Source organism: Dokdonella sp. (assembly GCF_019634845.1).
In the GTDB taxonomy this organism is placed as follows: Bacteria; Pseudomonadota; Gammaproteobacteria; order Xanthomonadales; family Rhodanobacteraceae; genus Dokdonella_A.
Map to the genome: position 1 here is coordinate 42254 of NZ_JAHCAQ010000013.1, position 16446 is coordinate 58699.

At 69.2% G+C, this 16446-nt stretch carries 10 protein-coding genes; 4 read left to right on the forward strand and 6 right to left on the reverse strand.

From position 1 onward, the window contains the following. Positions 1-263 precede the first annotated feature (263 nt). Positions 264-1799: an FAD-dependent oxidoreductase gene (locus KF903_RS10455; RefSeq protein WP_291214374.1), complete on the forward strand. Its 1536-nt coding sequence runs from the start codon at positions 264-266 to the stop codon at positions 1797-1799. A gap of 57 nt (positions 1800-1856) precedes the next feature. On the opposite strand, the gene KF903_RS10460 is transcribed toward KF903_RS10455, so the two are convergent. From KF903_RS10460 to KF903_RS10470, 3 genes are all read right to left on the reverse strand, one after another. Continuing rightward, positions 1857-2351: a hypothetical protein gene (locus KF903_RS10460; protein ID WP_291214376.1), complete on the reverse strand. Its 495-nt coding sequence runs from the start codon at positions 2349-2351 to the stop codon at positions 1857-1859. A gap of 42 nt (positions 2352-2393) precedes the next feature. Next, positions 2394-2834 (reverse strand): hypothetical protein, encoded by a 441-nt coding sequence (locus tag KF903_RS10465; RefSeq protein WP_291214378.1) that lies wholly within the window; start codon positions 2832-2834, stop codon positions 2394-2396. 247 nt (positions 2835-3081) lie between these two features. Further along, positions 3082-4893 (reverse strand): LTA synthase family protein, encoded by a 1812-nt coding sequence (locus tag KF903_RS10470; RefSeq protein WP_291214380.1) that lies wholly within the window; start codon positions 4891-4893, stop codon positions 3082-3084. Positions 4894-5015: 122 nt separating this feature from the next. Here KF903_RS10470 and glnE point away from each other — a divergent pair, with 122 nt between their 5' ends. Further along, entirely contained in the window at positions 5016-7880 is a 2865-nt protein-coding gene (glnE, locus tag KF903_RS10475) for a bifunctional [glutamate--ammonia ligase]-adenylyl-L-tyrosine phosphorylase/[glutamate--ammonia-ligase] adenylyltransferase (RefSeq protein ID WP_291214382.1), read from the forward strand. A gap of 66 nt (positions 7881-7946) precedes the next feature. Here the strand turns inward: glnE and KF903_RS10480 are convergent, their stop codons facing one another. Then, positions 7947-10568: a hypothetical protein gene (locus tag KF903_RS10480; protein WP_291214384.1), complete on the reverse strand. Its 2622-nt coding sequence runs from the start codon at positions 10566-10568 to the stop codon at positions 7947-7949. A 265-nt stretch (positions 10569-10833) separates the two neighbouring features. Here KF903_RS10480 and KF903_RS10485 point away from each other — a divergent pair, with 265 nt between their 5' ends. After that, complete coding sequence (locus KF903_RS10485; protein WP_291214387.1) at positions 10834-13209, forward strand: protein kinase; 2376 nt, start codon at positions 10834-10836, stop codon at positions 13207-13209. Between the two features lie 69 nt (positions 13210-13278). On the opposite strand, the gene KF903_RS10490 is transcribed toward KF903_RS10485, so the two are convergent. Further along, positions 13279-14259, reverse strand: coding sequence for a mitochondrial fission ELM1 family protein (locus KF903_RS10490; protein ID WP_291214388.1), 981 nt, complete (start codon positions 14257-14259; stop codon positions 13279-13281). 143 nt (positions 14260-14402) lie between these two features. Here KF903_RS10490 and KF903_RS10495 point away from each other — a divergent pair, with 143 nt between their 5' ends. Beyond that, the gene (locus KF903_RS10495) at positions 14403-14984 is read left to right on the forward strand and encodes a YceI family protein (RefSeq protein WP_291214390.1); all 582 of its coding nucleotides are present in this window, start codon (positions 14403-14405) and stop codon (positions 14982-14984) included. A 158-nt stretch (positions 14985-15142) separates the two neighbouring features. Here KF903_RS10495 and KF903_RS10500 read toward each other — a convergent pair whose 3' ends face one another. Continuing rightward, on the reverse strand, positions 15143-16402 hold the full coding sequence (locus KF903_RS10500) for a Yip1 family protein (RefSeq protein WP_291214392.1): 1260 nt from the start codon (positions 16400-16402) through the stop codon (positions 15143-15145). Between the last annotated feature and the right edge of the window lie 44 nt (positions 16403-16446).

Here is a 16446-nt window from a genome sequence, read left to right on the forward strand (position 1 = left end):
GGTGGCGTCTGCCATCGGCGCCGCGCCGCACTCCACCGATCCCCGTCGGTGAAAGCTAGCACAGCGCGCACGCCACCGACAGCCTTGGATCGTCCGCGGGCGCGGCCCATCGTGGTGGCGCGGATCCGCAGCGGTTGCCTGCCAGCGACCTGCCCGCGTGGGGGCCGCGGGAACGCCGTGCGCGGCGCCGGCATCGAACGCACGAGGCGTATGATCGCGGCAGTACGCCGGCAATGCGTACAACCACGTACGGAGGAGCGCCAATGGGCACACAGGCAGGGTCGGCAATGGGTCCGGATCTGGCGCTTGGCGTCGCACTCGCGAGCGTGCCCGACGGTGGCACGCTGGCCGGTCACGTCGGTGACGAACCGGTGTTGCTGTCACGACGCGGCCAGCAGGTGTTCGCCGTGGGCGGGCGCTGCACGCACTACGGCGCGCCGCTCGACGCAGGACTCGTGGTCGATGGGCAGGTGCGCTGTCCCTGGCACCATGCCCGGTTCGACTTGTGCAGCGGGCGTTGCCTGGCCGCGCCGGCGCTGGCGCCGTTGCCGGTCTGGAGTGTCGTGGTCGACGCCGACACGGTGCGGGTCGGTGCCGCCTTGCCCGCGTCCCCAGCCGCGCCGGCTCGGCCCGCGATCGACATGCCGCGTCGCATCGTCATCGTCGGAGGTGGCGCCGCCGGTGCGGCAGCGGCCTTGCGCTTGCGCGAGCTCGGGTATGACGGCGCCGTGAGCCTGCTCAGCGCCGACGCCGATGCGCCCTACGACCGGCCCAACCTGTCCAAGGATTTCCTCGCCGGCAGCGCGCCGGCCGAGTGGATGCCGTTGCAGCCACCCGAACGCTGGCGCGAGCTCGAGATCGACCTGCAGCTTGACTGCGAGGTCACCACGCTCGATCCCGCCGCGCGCGAGCTGCGCAGCGCCGATGGCCGGCGTTGGTCCTACGACAAGCTGCTGCTGGCGACCGGCGCCGAGCCGGTGCGCCTGCCGCTGCCCGGCTTCGCTGCGCCGGCCGTGCACGTGCTGCGCTCGATGACCGACGCGCGCCGGCTCATCGGCGCGCTTGCCGGCGCGCGTTCGGTGGCCGTGATCGGCGCCGGCTTCATCGGCCTCGAAGCGGCCGCGGCGCTGCGCGCGCGTGATCTGCAGGTGCACGTCGTCGCGCGCGAACCCGACCCGATGGCGCGCATCGTCGGCGCCGAGCTGGCCGCGCAGGTGGTCGACCTGCACCGCCGGCACGGCGTGCAGTTCCACCTGCAGTGTTCACCGGCAGCCTACGACGCTGCGGCGCACAGCCTCAGCCTCGACAACGGCCGCGTGATCGCGGCCGATGCGGTGCTGGTCGGCGTGGGCGTGCGGCCGCGCAGCGCGTTGGCCAGTGCCGCCGGCTTGCAGGTCGAGCAGGGCGGCGTGGTGGTCGATGCGCAACTGTGCACGAGCGATGCGCACATCTACGCGGTCGGCGACATCGCGCGTTTTGCCTATCGCGGCCACTACACGCGCATCGAACACTGGGTGCATGCGCAGCGCCAAGGCCAGTGCGCCGCAGCGAACCTGCTCGGCGTGGGACAGGCATTTGCCGACGTGCCGTTCTTCTGGAGCCACCACTATGGCACCGACCTGCGCTACACGGGGCATGCGCGTGAGTTCGACGAGGCGCGCATGGAAGGCTCGCTCGCGGCCGGCGAGCTGTGCGTGCGGCTGTCGCACCAGGGCGTGCTGCTGGCGGCGGTCACGGTCGGCCGCGATCGACTCAACCTCGAACTGGAACGGCAACTCGAAGCGGCGGCGGCCGGCTGATCGCGGACATCGCACTGCGTGCACCCGGGCGCAGCCGCGCCCGGTCGTGGCCCGCGATCACGGCCGCTCGAAGCCGTCGGTGAAGATCACCGGCTGGATCAGGTTTTCGATGAAGAACGAATACGACGCCTGCATCGCCGTTTCCCCGATGTCGAAGGCGAAGCCGTATCCGGCGCGATACCAAGGGTTGCGATCGCCGTAGACCCGGATGCCCGGATTACGCGTGTCGTTGTATTGCGGCAACTCGGTCGTATTGACGTCGCCATTGAGCGTGAAGGTCTGTGGTGTCGTCGAGCGTACGCGGGTTTCCAGCGCGTCGGCATCGGCGGCAGCCCAGCCCGCGAACGTCATGTTCTGCAACGGCCCGATGCCGCGCGTAAAGCCCTTGGGCAGGTTCTGATCGATCGAGAGGATGCGGAATCCCGCGGTGCCGGGCGTACCGAACACGCCGACCGCATCATCCTGGTTGCTCCATTCGATGTTGGGTGCGAGCAGGCTGATGATGCGGATCTTGCCGAAGGGCTGCTGGAAGGCATTGAAGTTGACGGTCACGTGGTAGCGCTTGCCGTTGATTGGCAGGCAGGCGCGCGAGGTTCAGTCGATGCTGCCGTTGGGGCCATTGAAGTTGCCCTGGCCGTTGATGCAATTGGTGGTCGCATCGCAGGTCGGGTTGCCGAGCTTGGTCGGTGCGAGATTCACCGCCGAACCGTTGGCGCCCACGTCATAAAGGGTTTGCATTTCGTACATGACATCTTCCGGACCGCTGCCGCCTGGATAGGCGATCTGCAATTTCACGGTGTCGCCGAGGAATTCGGTCCAGACCTTCATCTGGCCATCGCCGACCACGCCATTGTCGAGCGGGTCGAGCACCGCCCAGGCGGGTGAGCTCAAGCCGAGCAGCGCGGCAAAGGCGAGGGCGAAATGCAGGGGTGCGGCGCAGCGGCGCGCTGCGCGGCGGCAGTACGGGCGGGTGATCGTCGGCGTCTCCATGGCAGCCGGTGGTGCCGGACGCATCGCTGCGCTCGGCCATTCCATGACCTCAGGAGGTGACGGTGGATGTCCGCGCGAGCCGCTTCCCCAGGCGATTGTCGCGCGGACATCAAGCCGTCGCGCGGCATTTTAGTGGTGCTGCTCAGGCAGTGTGTGCGGCGCGCCCGATGCGCGATGTCCACTGGATCACGTTCCGCGCCGCGTGCTGTCCGCGCTGCCTGCCCGACGGCGCGTGACCGCGCTGGCCTGGCTGCGTTGCCGAATGCGGGCGGGTGGCAACCGGCGGGCGGCGCTACAGCGGATCACTTGGGGCAAGGCCGAGTGTCTCGTCGACGAGTGATCCCAACTCACCGCGCAGGTGCAGCTGTGCCAAGGCGTGGATGCCGGCGCGTGTCGACGGATCGTCGACGGCGAAATCGGGCGAGCGGCCCAGCGTGGCGATGATGTTGAAGTAGGCATCATCGCGGATGCCGGCGACTTCGAGCAGGTGCGCGGGCAGCATCCATGCGTGCAGGTCGCGCCGCTGCGGGCGCGCGTTGCGGTTGTCGAGCAGCAGCCACGGCACGCTCTGCGCCATCTCGTCGCGCCCGTCGTCGAAGCCCAGTTGCGCATACACCGGCCCGAGGTCGGGCAGGTGGTCACCGTAGAACAGCAGCAGCGTATGCCGCTTGCGCCGTGCGAGCGCCTTGGCCAACCGGCCGAGCTCGGCGTCGGCATCGTCGAGCAGGTACAGGTAGTTGCCGAACCACAGGCGCGCTCCCTCATCGAGTCGCTCGGGCAGCGGCAAGGCGGCAAGGCGGGCGGGGTCGAGGTTGGGGCGCCAGTCGAACGGGCCGTGCGCCTCCATGCTGATCGCGAACAGGAACTGCGGTGGCCCGTCGCCGGCCAGTTCGGCCAGGATGCGGTCGGTGAGGGCCGCATCGGACGTGAACAGGCCAACGATGCGGTCGCGTGGGAAGGCGCCCTCGTCGAGGAAGCGCCCGAAGCCCAATGCCGGATAGCTGCGGTCGCGGTTCCAGAACGACATCGCGTTCGGGTGCAGCGCCGTGGTTGCGTAACCATGGGCGTCGAGCACGCGCGCCAGGCCCGGATACACCGCCTCGTCGAGCTCCAGCCAGGGGTACTGGATGCCATCGAGACTGCCCAGCGGCGCGCCGGTGAGCACCTCGAATTCGGTGCGGATCGTGCCGCCGGCGAAAGTCGGCACGGTCAACTCGCCGCTGTGGGCGCGCCGCGTGAGCGAGTGGTATTGCCGCAGCCAACGACCGGTGAGGACCTCGCGCACGCGCGCCGGGTCGAACAGCGACTCGCTCTGCACCACCACGATGTCGGGCAAGGTCTCGCGCGTGGTGGTGAGCGCCAGGCCCGCACGCAGCTCCGGCGCGTGCGCCCGCAGCAGCGCGACCGCCGCCGTGCGGTCGGCGTCGGGAATGCCATTGCCACCCAGTTCCCAGTGGTAGAGCAGCATGCTGCCGACCAGTCCGGCGCGCAGCGCGGTCTGGTCGAGTGCCCACGGCTGGAAGCCGAGCGCGTTGCTGTCGTACACGCGTCGCCAGGGTCCGCTGCCCGCATACAGGCTGCTGCCGATCAGCAGTGCCAGCACCCCCGCGCCGAGGCGGCCACGCCAGCCGAGCACGCGCAGCGGGGCTTCGCGCAGCAGCACGATGGTGACGCCCGCGCCGGCCAGCAACAGCAGCGCATGCAGCACGTCGACGCGCAGGTATTCCGAGAACAGGCGCAGCGCCGGTCCCGGGTTGGCCAGGAACAGCAGATCGCCCGGCAGCAGGGGCATGCGCAGTGCACCGAGCTTGGCCGCGTTGGCCGCGTACAGGCCGACCGCGCCGAGCAGCACGAGCCAGGTCGACAGCAGGGCCCGTCGGGTCAGGCTCAGCAACAGCACGAAGGCAGCCAGCACCGGCAGCACGTTGAGCGCGAGCCGGTGCAGCACCGCAGTGAACGCTTCGCCGTGCGCGAAATCGATGCCCGGGTCGAGATGCGCCACCAGCAACAGCAACAGGATCGCGCAGCCGGCGATGACGCGGCGTTCACGCTGCACGCGCGGGCGCCACGGCTGGCTGGGCAGGATGGGGTCGATGGCTGGCATGCTGGGACGCGACGATGCCACGCCAATGGCAACCGTGCATTAACTGCGGGCCGCGCCGGGGGTGGAATTTGGTGTCGGCGCCGCGCTGGCCGCCGCGCCGTGCCGCCTGCCACAATCGAGCCATGTCCGATCCCGCCCGCTGGCCGCGCCCGCTGGTCGCCTTCGCCACCGAACGCCTGTCGCGGCTGGAGGCGGACTGCCGCGCTGCACAGGTGCCATTCCACGACGACGCCGGCGTCGACGAGCGCCTGCAACGCGTGCTGCTGGCCAGCGAGTTCGCCTGGCGCAGCTACCTGCGCGACCCGCAGTTGCTGGCGCCCGATGCGCTGCGCCTGATGAGCGACCCGCGCCATGCCGACGCCCGTGCCGGCGTGTTCGACGAGGCTGCCGACCCGGCAGCGCTGCGCAGCCTGTTGCGGCGCTTTCGCCTGCGCGAGGCGCTGCGCCTGATCTGGCGCGACGTCAATGGTGACGATGGCGTGGAGACGATCCTCGCCGGCGCCTCGCTGCTGGCCGAAACCTGCATCGAACAGGCGCTGCGCGGCGCCGAGCGGCAAGTGGCGCAGCGCCATGGCGTGGTGCGCGATGCGCGCGGCCGGGTCATGCGCATGGTGGTGCTCGGCATGGGCAAGCTCGGCGGCGGCGAGCTCAATTTCTCCTCGGACATCGACCTCATCCTCGCCTACGAGGAGGACGGCAGCAGTGACGGCGCGCGCCCGCTCGACGCGGCGGCCTGGTTTGCGCGCGTGGGCCAGGCGCTGGTCAGCCTGCTCGCCGACCATGATGCCGACGGCTACGTCTACCGCGTCGACCTGCGCCTGCGACCGTTCGGCAACGCCGGCCGCTTGGCGCTGTCGTTCGCCGCGATGGAGCAGTATTACCAGCGCGAGGGGCGTGACTGGGAGCGCTACGCCTGGATCAAGGCGCGCGTCGTGGCTGGCGATCGAGGTGCCGGCGCGCGTCTGCTCGACATGCTGCGCCCGTTCGTCTATCGCCGCTATCTCGATTACGGCGCGTTTGCCGGCCTGCGCGAGATGAAGGCGCTCATCGACGCCGAAGTCGCGCGCAAGGATCTGGCCGGCAACCTCAAGCTCGGTCCGGGCGGGATCCGCGAGATCGAGTTCATCGTGCAGCTCGTCCAGCTCATCCGCGGTGGCCGCGAACCGACGCTGCGCGTGCGTGGCCTGTTGCCGGCGCTGGCAGCCTGCGCCCAGCGCGGCTTGATGCCGATCGAGCGCGCGCGCGCGCTGCGCGAGGCCTACCTGCTGCTGCGCCGGGTCGAGAACCGCGTGCAGATGTTCGACGACCAGCAATGTCACGCCCTGCCCGACGACGAAGCGGCGCGTGAGCGCATCGCGGTGGCGCTCGGCTTTGCCGAAGTGGCGCTGCTCGAGGACGCCCTCGCGCGGCAGCGCACGGTAGTCGCCGAGCAGTTCGCCGCGCTCATGGCGGTCGAGGCGCGCAGCGACGAGCGGCGCAGCCACGCCCAGTGGGAGCAGCTGTGGCAGCAATTGCGCGGCGCGGGCGAAGTGGATGCCGCGGCGATCGCCGCCGCCGGCTTCGTGCCGGCGGCCGTGGTCGCCGACGAACTGCAGGCCCTGCTGGGCAGCATCACCTATCGCAACATGTCGAATCGTTCGCGCGAACGGCTCGACCGCGTCATGCCGGCGCTGTTCGCGGCCGCCGCCGCGCAGAACGCGGCGGCATCGTGCCTCGTGCGCCTGCTGCGCCTGGTGCACGCGGTGGCGCGGCGCTCGGTGTACCTGGCGCTGCTCGACGAGCAACCGGCGGCGCTGCGCCGCGTGAGCGCGGTGTTCGCCGCGAGCGCGTTCCTCGCCGAGCGCGTGATCGCCCACCCGCTGCTGCTCGACGAACTGCTCGACGATCGCAACGCAAGTTCGTGGGCTGAGCGCGCCGTGCTCGAAGCCGAGCTCGCGCGGCGGCTGGCGACGTTGGCCCAGGTCGATGCCGAGGCCGAGATCGAGCTGATCCAGGAGGTGCGCCAGTCGGCATTGTTCGGTATCGGCCTGGCGTTTCTCGGTGCACAGCTGGACGCCGTGGCGGCCGCGCGCGCGCTGGGCGAGGTGGCGAGCGTGGTGCTCGATGCCGTGCTGCGCATCGCCGAGAGCGACCTGCTGGCCGCGCATGGTCGCCTGCCGTTGCAGGCGGGCGAGGGCAGTGGCCTGGCGATCATCGCCTACGGCAGCTTCGGCGGTGCCGAGCTCGGCTTCGGTTCGGATCTGGATCTGGTGTTCCTGTACGACGGCGAGCTGGCGCAGGGCGAATCGGACGGCCCGCGCCCGCTCGACGCGCAGCGCTACTACGCCCGCCTCGTGCAGCGCATCGTGCACCTGCTCGGCGTGCTCACGCGCGCGGGGCGGCTGTACGAAGTCGACGTGCGCCTGCGGCCCGATGGCAGCAAGGGCATGCTCGTGCTCAGCCTGGCCGCATTCGAGGCTTACCAGCGCGAACGAGCCTGGACCTGGGAGCTGCAGGCGCTGGTGCGTGCGCGGGCGGTGGCGGGCGATGTGGGCCTGTCGCGGCGCTTCGGCCAGTTGCGGGCGGCGCTGCTGACGGCGCCGCGCGATGGCGCGCTCGTGTGTGCGGAGGTGGCCGCGATGCGGGCGCGCTGGCGCGCTGAGCGCGATCGCTCCGACGCGCAGCGGTTCGACCTCAAGCAAGGCGTCGGCGGACTCGTCGACATCGAGTTCCTGTTGCAGGCGCTCGTGCTCACCCACGCGGCGGCACATCCGCTGCTGATCGACAGCGGCAACAGTGCGCAGCTCATCGCGCGCCTCGGTGGGCTCGGGATATTCGCGGCCGACGATGCCGCTGCGCTGGCGCGGGCGCACGAGCGCTTGCTGGCGCGTGCGATCGGCTGCACGCTCGATGCGCAGCCGCGCATCGTTGCACGCGATGCGGACATCGAGCAGGCGGCGACGGTCGTGCACGCGCTTGCCGCCGGCGTCGGCCTCGTCGCACCGTAACCTGCCGCTGCCAGCAAAAAAAAAGGGGCCGCATCGCGGCCCCTTTGCAACGGCAGGCGAGGCGACCTATGGGGCGAGGTCGAAGCCGTCCTGGAAGATCACGTCGCTCGGTGCGAGCTGCGGAATCAGGCACCACTCGAGGAAGGTGCCGGTATCGCCGCCCGCGTTGTCGGACGCGTTCATCGTCCAGGTGCCGGCCAGCGTCTGGCCGACGAACGGCGCGAGCCCGGGCGCGTTGGGCGACAGCGTGCCGCTGAGTGCCGGTGGCGTCGAGTTGCAGGTGGTTTCCACCGGGCTGCTGGCGGCGTCGTCGAGGATCACGTCGACGTTGTCGCCGCTGCAGCCGAAGGTTGATCCCGGTACGCCCGGACGGTCGATCAGGGCCGAACTGGTGGCGCCCTTGCTCAAGGTGAACTTGAGGTCACCCACCCAGGTGTGGTTTGCCTTGATCGATACCGTGAGGCCATTCAGCAGCGAGCTGTCACTGAGCGTGATCGTATTGTTGATGCCGGCGGGCGTGTTGTCCGGAATGGCCTGATTGACCGTGCTGCAGATGATGTTCGCGGTGGTGAAGTGGAAGACCGGCGACAGGCTTCCGTCACCGCAGCCATTGCTCGGCTTGACGCGCCAGTAGTAGGTCGTGGTCGGGCTGAGCCCGCTGGCGGCCTGGCTGGTGCCGGTGATGCCCGACTGGGTGTAGACGATGTGGGCGAATGCGGCGTCGGTCGCGACTTCCACCGTATAGCTGTCGGCGCCGGCGAGCGCGCTCCAGCTCAGCGTCGGGTTGGTGCCGACTCCGGTTGCGCCGTCGGTCGGCGCGACCAGCGCCATGCTGCCCGACAGGGGTGCCGACAGCGTGAACGGCAGCGACTTGCTGACACTGTCGGTGCCGTCGTCGGCGGTCACGGTCACGTTGTAGCTGCCGGGGGCGACGCCGGACAGGCCGCCAAGCGTGAACACCGAGCTGGCGGCGGGCGGCACCAGCATGGATGGCGTGAACGTTGCCGTGCTCGGCGTCGGGTTGCCGGTGGCCACCAGCAGGACGGTGCCGCTGTAGCCCGCGTCGTAGCTGGCATTCAAGGTCACGCTGGCGCTGCTGCTGGTGTTGCACACCGCGACCGAAGAGGGCGTCAGCGTGAACGTGAACGGCGCCATGCCCACGCCGTCGATCGAGGTGGCGCCGCTGCTGGTGGGATCGAGCCAATCCTTCATGCGCGTGGTGGTGGTGCCTTCGCCGTTCCATGCCACCGCGAGCTGGCCATAATAGTCGGAGAGATTTTCACCGGTGGCGCCGCAGGCCGAGCTGCCGCCGCTGAGCACGCCGACGAAGCGCTGGCTCGCGTTGTACAACGGCGAGCCGGACGAGCCCGGTTCGGTCACGCCGGGCGGCAGTGTCGTCGGTTGCGGCGCCGGAATGTTGGGCAGGATCGGCGGGGTCGGGTCCCAGTAGGCGTGCCAGTGGGTGTTGCTGCCGCCGCTGATGCCGCCGAGCACGAAGTCCTGCTGCACGAAGGTGATGCGCTTCTCGTCGACGCCTGGATGATGGATCGAGGCACACTCGCCGACGTCGGAGCTGGCATTGGGGCCCGGCACGCAGTGTGCAGCCGTGGTGCTGCGGTCCCAGCCGGCCCAGTACAGGTTCCAGGCCGGATCGGGCGTGCCGTTGAGGCGCACCAGCGTGGTATCCGAGCACACCGCGCCATTGGTGCAGTCGCTGCTCGAGAATGGATTGCGCGTCCGTGCCAGAAAGGTCGAGCCGCTGCTGGTGCTGCTCGGGCGTGGCAGCACCTGACTATTGGCGCTCGTGCCCGGCGTACGGCAGGTCGGCGATTCGTAGTTCCAATACACGACGATCCCCGCCGGGTTGTTCACGACCTGGCAATGGCTGGCCGTGATGAACAGCATGCTGCGGTCGCCACTCGTGTTGTTGACCAGCGAGCCGGTGCAGGTGTCGGTTCCGCTCATCGTGTAGGCGCCGACCGATCGGCGAGGGTTGTTCCACGGATCGGCGCTGTCCATGCAGGCCACGTCCATGTTGCAGGCACCCGACATGATGGCGTCGGGTGAGCAGGCCGACTTGCCCTCGCCGTGCACGGCCATGGCCGGCTGCGCATAGCCCTTGCTGTGCGTGCCAAAGCCGCGATAGCCCTGGTTGATCTTGCCCAGCTGCAGTTCGACGCGATCGCGCTCGCTGCTGGCCACATCGAGCTCGATGGTGACGTCATCGCTGGCGATGATCGGTGTCCACAGTTGGCCCAGCGCATTGTGGGTCGCTGCACTGTAGGGGCCGGCCAGGTCGGCGTGGTCCTGGGTTGCGTAGATGAACAGGCGCGCCGTGGCCGGCAGCTTGAAGTGCGTGAAGCCGAAATTGAGCGAGGCCGCGCCCTTGGCTTGCACACGGTAGCGCCAGATGCTGCGGTCGCCGCGCTGTTCCCAAGTGCCGCCCGCGCGCGCACTGAGCGTGCTGTCGTGGGCGATGGCAAAGCGCATCGGCTGGCCGCTGGCTTCGCGCTGCGCGTCCTGTTCGGCAATGCTGGCGAGGTCGAGTGCGCCCAGCTGCGTGCCGGCGACCTGGTCGACCGCGCGCAGCCCGCCCGCGAAGCCCAGTGGCGTGGTGTCATTGCTTGCCGCCAGGGCGAGGCCCGAGACGAGCAGCAACGAGGCAATGATGGATCGGTGCTTCAACATGATGGTCCCCATTTGGGTTCGACGAGAAACCCCCTGTCACGCGCTTGTCCGCGTGTCGGGCTGTCACTCATCGAACCTCGGTGGAAGATGCGATGAGTGGCGCCCGAACCGCCGATATTCCTGCCTTGCCCACAGTCAAGCAAGAACTTTCGGTTGCAGGCGCTGCCGGCGGCAGACTCGGCTGCCGTACCGCAGCGGCCCGGTGCGCTGCATGACACGGCGCTGCTGGCTAGACTTGGCTTGCATTCCAGCACGGAGGTTCGGTGTGAACGATGATGCCGATGCGTTGCTGCGGCGCCTGCTGGCGGCGGCACAGGCGCGCGCCCCTGGCACCCGTCTGGCCTGGCTTGATGCGCAGGAGGTGCCAGCCGAGCTGCGGGCGCGACTGCGCGAACAGCTCGCTGGCGACAACGCGCCGGAGGCGGCAGAGGCGCCGGTCCACGAGGCCACGCGCGTGCGCGCCGACGCGGGGCCAGCCAACGTTGAACGCATCGGCGTCTGGCGCATCGTGCGCGAACTCGATGCCGGTGGCATGGGCGTGGTCTACCTCGGTGAGCGCGCCGACGGTACCTACGAACAGCAGGTGGCGATCAAGCTCATGCGCCTGAGCCCATGGGCCAGCGCCGCGGAACGCGCCGATTTCGCCGCACGCTTCGACAACGAGCGTCGCTTGCTGGCGCGCATCGAACATCCGAACGTGGCGCGCATCCTCGACGGCGGCAGCACCCCCGATGGGGTGCCCTGGCTGGTGATGGAATACATCGACGGCGTCTCGCTCACGCGCTGGTGCGACGAGCACCAGCTCGGCGTGGCGGCGCGAGTCGCGCTGTTCTGCAAGGTCTGTGACGGCGTGCAGGCTGCACATCGTCACCTCATCGTGCATCGCGACCTCAAGCCCGGCAACATCCTCGTCGGCGGCGATGGCGAGCCGCGCCTGCTTGATTTCGGCATTGCACGCACCCTCGATCTCAGTACGCGCGGCATCGACCAGCCCACGGCGGCGGGTGCGATGACACCATCCTACGCAAGCCCCGAGCAGGTGCGGCAGGAACCTCTTACCACCGCATCGGATGTGTATTCGCTCGGTGTGGTGTTGTACGAGCTGCTCAGTGGCAAGCGGCCCTATTCGCTCGATGGGCTCAGTCCTGCGCAGAGCGAGCGCGTGGTCTGCGACACCCAGCCGCCGACCCTGCGTCGTGCCCTGGGCGAGGCCACCTTGCCCGCTGCCGTACGGCGCGCGCGCATGGCCGGCATCGGCGGCGATCTCGAGCGCATCGTGGCCAAGGCGCTGCACAAGGAGCCCGCTCGGCGTTACGAATCGGCCAGCATGCTCGGCGAGGATCTGCGCCGCTATCTGGAGGGGCGCCCAGTGCAGGCGCATCCCGATTCGCTGGGCTATCGCGCGGCGCGTTTCGTGCGCCGCCACCGATTCGGCACAGGTACGGTGGCGCTGGCCATCGTGGTGATTCTTGCCGCCAGCGCGATGGCGCTGGTGCAGGCCCGCCAGGCTCGTCAGGCGATGGCCGATACCCAGCGCGTCAATGCCTTCCTGCTCGATCTCATCAATACATCCAACCCCAACGACAGCGGTGGCGAGCTCACGATGGCTGCCGCAGTCGACGCCGCCGTCGACAGGATCGACACCCATTTCGCCGGACGCCCCGATCTCACGGTGGAACTGCGCAACGCGTTGGGGCAGAGTCTGTACGCGCGCTACCGACTCGACGCCGCCGCTGCCCAGCTGCAACGTGCCCGCGACGATGGCGAGCGCCTGTTCGGTCCCGATGATCCACGCGTGATCACCGCGATGTCGGCCTTGGCCAATGTGCGCAAGGAGCAGGATCGCAGTGATGATGCCAAGGCCCTGTTCGATGAGGCGCTGCAGCGATTGGGGCGCAGTGGCCAGACCGGTTCGCCGTTGCACGTGGACATCCTCAATGACCTCGGCGTGCTGTACCTCGTGTACGAGGACTACCCGCGCGCCAGGCAATACCTGCAGCAGGCGGTCGATCTGGACCGTGCCGGCACCGACAAGGACAGCCTCGAGGATCGGGCGCGTACGCTGGCCAGTCTGGCCCAAGCCTACCGCGGACTGGGTGATCTGGAGCGGGCCGACCAACTGTATGGGATGGCGCAGCCGATCCTCGAGAAGGCCTATCCGGACGGCAGTCCGCACTTGGCCGTGATCCTCAACAATCGGGCACGGGTGGCGGCCCTGCGCGACCAGATGCCGCGGGCCATCGAATTGCAGCAGCGCGCCTTGGCGATGCAGCGGCGCGCGGCCAGCGGCGATCACACGATGGTGTTGGTTCCGATGACCAACCTGGCGCGCCTCGCGCTCGACGGTGGGCAACTCGGGCTGGCCGAGCAAGCCGCGCAGGATGCGGTGGCGATGGCCGGGCGCATGTACCCCAGGCAGGGTCACTTCCATCAGGTCAACGCGCTGGCGGCGCTGGCGGCGGTACGCATGCAGCAGGGCCGGCATACCGATGCGGCGGTATTGCTCGAACGCGCCCGCACGCGCATGGCCGGACTCGAGCACGTTCCGCAGTCGACTCGCGACTACGTCGGCGACCTCATCGCTGCGGCCTGCGCAAACAAGGCACAGCGCATGTCCGCGCTGTGCGTGACGCCGCACTGAGCATGGGTGCACGGCCAGCGCCAGGCCCGCAGTGGACAGCTCCGCTGCAGGGCGGGCGTGGCGGCGCCGTCAGGCTGGGTGCTCGCGCAGCCAGCGTTCGCGCACGATGGCGCCGATTTCGCGGGTTTCCGCCAGTGGTGGCGGCAGCACGGGCGGGGCCGGGTCGCCGAGCTCGCGCAGGTGGCCGCTGGCGCGCAGCGCGGCGTGGAATGCGGCGAGCTTGCCGCCGAGCGGGCGCGGCGCGAAGGTGTGGACGGGCCGGCCGGTCGCGCAGGCCTCGCTGATCATGTTGACCGAATCGGGCGTCACCACGATGCGGTCGGCCCAACCGAGCAGGCCGGCGTACGGGTTGTCGCCATCGGCGGGGCCGCTCCAGAACATGCCGGGCAAGGTTGCGCGGCGCTGACGCAGCCAGTGGGCGACGGCCGTCGGCGTGCGCCGCGACACGCTGAACATGAAGCTGCCGCCGTGGCTCGCATGCTGGGCCTGCAGGCGTTCCAGCAGCGCATCGAAATAGGTCTGGTCGAGTCGTTGCGCGCGCGTGCTGCCGCCGACCAGCACGGCGGTGCGCGGTCCCGGCAGGGTGCCGAGGGCGGCAAACCGGTTGCGGCCGGCGGCGAGCCAGTCGGCGTCGACAGGATTGAGTGCGCCGATGCTCGCGATCACGTTGCCACCGGCGAGGCGATCGTGGGCCGGTGCGATCACGAGGTCGAACGCCGCGCTGTCGATGCGTGGGTCGAGGATCTGCACGCACCAGCAGCGGCCCGCACTCCAGCGGCGCAAGGCGCGCGTGGCCAGTGCCGCACGGCGCCCGCAGCCGATCGCCAGCGCGGGCCACGGCGGCGCCAACGCCGCGTCGTCGGCGTCGCGCAGCGCCCACGCCGCACCGGCCAGCAGGCGCGGGGCGAGCGCAGCCCAGGGCTGGTGCAGGCGCAGGCGGATCACGCGTGGCGTCAGACCCAGCGCCTGCGCCAGCGCCAGCGCCTGGCGTTCGTTGCCGGCGGCGCCGTCGCTGATGGCCCAGCAGGTCGGAGTCGGGTGCGCGCTCATCGTGCAAGCGTAATGCAGCGACCGTGCGCGGTGATCGTTCCCGTGCCGGCAACACTGCATTCGGGCGCCATGGCTTGAGCTTGGGTCTCGCCTGCCGCATTGTTGCAAACCCGACTGTTCCTTCCACTGCAGGGAGATACCCGATGATTCCTCGCCTCGTCCTCGCCAGCGCCCTGAGCTTGGCCAGCGCCTCCGCCTTTGCCGCCACCTACACACTCGATCCGGGCCACACCCAGGTCGTGTACAGCTGGAACCACTTCGGTTACTCGCACCCGAGTGGCCAGTTCGGCAAGATTGAGGGCACGCTCGATTTCGATGCCGCGGCACCGACCAAGGCCAAGGTCGAAGTCAGCATCGACATGAAGAGCATCAACACCAACGTGCCGGCGCTCGACGAGCACCTGCAGAAGGCCGATTTCTTCGACGTCGCGCAGTTTCCGCAGGCGACCTTCAGGAGCACCAAGGTCGAGACCGGCAAGGATGACCGGCATTTCCGCGTCACTGGCGACCTGACCCTGCACGGGGTCACCAAGCCGGTCGTGCTCGAGGTGACGCTCAACAAGGCCGCGGCGCATCCGATGCGCAAGAAGGATGCGATCGGCTTCGACGCCACCGCCACGCTCAAGCGTTCCGATTTCGGCGTGGGCGCCTTCGCACCCAATGTCAGCGACGAGGTGAGCCTGCGCATCACCACCGAGGCCATGGTGTCCGACGCCGGCAAGTGATGAGTGCCGGGCGGCAACGCGGCACGGTTCCGTTCTGGACCGGGTCGCGCCATGGCGCCGCCCGCAATGAGTTGCCGGTTGCCGGCTCGCTTCGCGCGCTGCCGGCACCTTCAGTCCGAGCCCGCGGTCGATCCGCGGGCTGACCGGTTCACGGCCGCTCAACCGTTCTTGACGCCGTGACCCTTGAGTGCCTCGAGGCCCGCCAGGTTGAGGCTCGCGACGGCGGCCTTGAGCTGATCCATGCTTTCGGCGTTGCCCGATACCTTCACCGTGAAGCGGTCGCCGAGCACGAGCGAGAACTCACCGTGCTTGTCGACTTTGTCCCATTGCTCGTGGACGATGCGGCCGTTCTGCTTGTAGGTCTTCTCGTAACCGCGATCGGTTTCGCTCTCGTTCTGCAGCGCAGCCCAGCCGGCCATCGCCATCATGCCCTTGGCCGAGCCGGTATCGGTCACTTCCAGTTGCAGGCTGTGGCCCGAATCGTCGCCGTAGCTCGCACTGGCGGTCGCCACCTGCATGCCCATGACGCCGTTGCGTTGCACCGACATGCTCGTGCGCGGCAGGCCGCCCAGCGTGTCGGGAACGAAGGGCTTGAGCTGGTCGGGCGCCAGTGCCTCGACCTGGTCGCCGCCGCCGAGTGCGGCGCCCATCACGGCACCGAGCGCCTTGCTTTGCGCATCGGCATCGCCTGACTTCTGCGCCGCTTCCAGTTGCTTGCCGGCGGCATCCATCTTCTTGCTCCACGCATCGAGCTTGCCCAGCGCGCCGTCCTTGTCGAAGCTGACCTCGCTGCCCGAGCCGCTGAGTGCGCTCGTTGCCGCGCCGCCCAACAGGGCGCCGGTGCCGACGATGCCGGCCACCACGAGGCTGACGATCCAGCTCAGCACGATACCGATGATGATGCTCACGGCGGTGTAGCCGGCGGCCTTTTCCTGCGGGCACTTCATCGTGTGCGGCAGGCCCAGGTAGAGCAGGTAGATGCCGTAGGCGAGTCCGGCCAGGGCGAACAGCCAGCCGAGGAACGGCACCAGCACGCCGATGCCGGCCACCCAGCTTGCGGTCCATGCATACGCCGTGGCCTTGAGCGCCTGCACCTGGTTCTTCTGGCCGCCGAAGCTCGGCGCCAGTGCGTCGATGACCAAGGCCATGATGTAGGTGACGGCGAGGCTCAGCGCATACCCGACCACGGCGCCGACCAAGCCGGTGCCGATCGGGGTGCGCACGTGGATGCCGAACATGCCATAGCCGATCAGGCTGCCCTTGATGAAGCCGGCTACGACCGGGATCGCGGCCACGATTGCGATGTAGTTCTTGTACAGGTCGGCGACCGTTGCCGGTTCGCTGGCGATGACCGGCCACTCGGTCTTGGGACTGAGCAGAATGGCCTTGACACGCTCAATGAGTTTGTTGAAATCCACGGTGTTCCTCCCGGTTGGCCGCCGTTGACGGTGCAGCACGGGAT

What these genes read in the sequence shown, in the direction of transcription:
- KF903_RS10455 (WP_291214374.1), top strand. Translation starts at nt 264, where the DNA reads ATGGGCACACAGGCAGGGTCGGCAATGGGTCCGGATCTGGCGCTTGGC.
- KF903_RS10480 (WP_291214384.1), bottom strand. Translation starts at nt 10,568, where the DNA reads ATGTTGAAGCACCGATCCATCATTGCCTCGTTGCTGCTCGTCTCGGGC.
- KF903_RS10495 (WP_291214390.1), top strand. Translation starts at nt 14,403, where the DNA reads ATGATTCCTCGCCTCGTCCTCGCCAGCGCCCTGAGCTTGGCCAGCGCC.
- KF903_RS10465 (WP_291214378.1), bottom strand. Translation starts at nt 2,834, where the DNA reads ATGGAATGGCCGAGCGCAGCGATGCGTCCGGCACCACCGGCTGCCATG.
- KF903_RS10470 (WP_291214380.1), bottom strand. Translation starts at nt 4,893, where the DNA reads ATGCCAGCCATCGACCCCATCCTGCCCAGCCAGCCGTGGCGCCCGCGC.
- KF903_RS10490 (WP_291214388.1), bottom strand. Translation starts at nt 14,259, where the DNA reads ATGAGCGCGCACCCGACTCCGACCTGCTGGGCCATCAGCGACGGCGCC.
- glnE (WP_291214382.1), top strand. Translation starts at nt 5,016, where the DNA reads ATGTCCGATCCCGCCCGCTGGCCGCGCCCGCTGGTCGCCTTCGCCACC.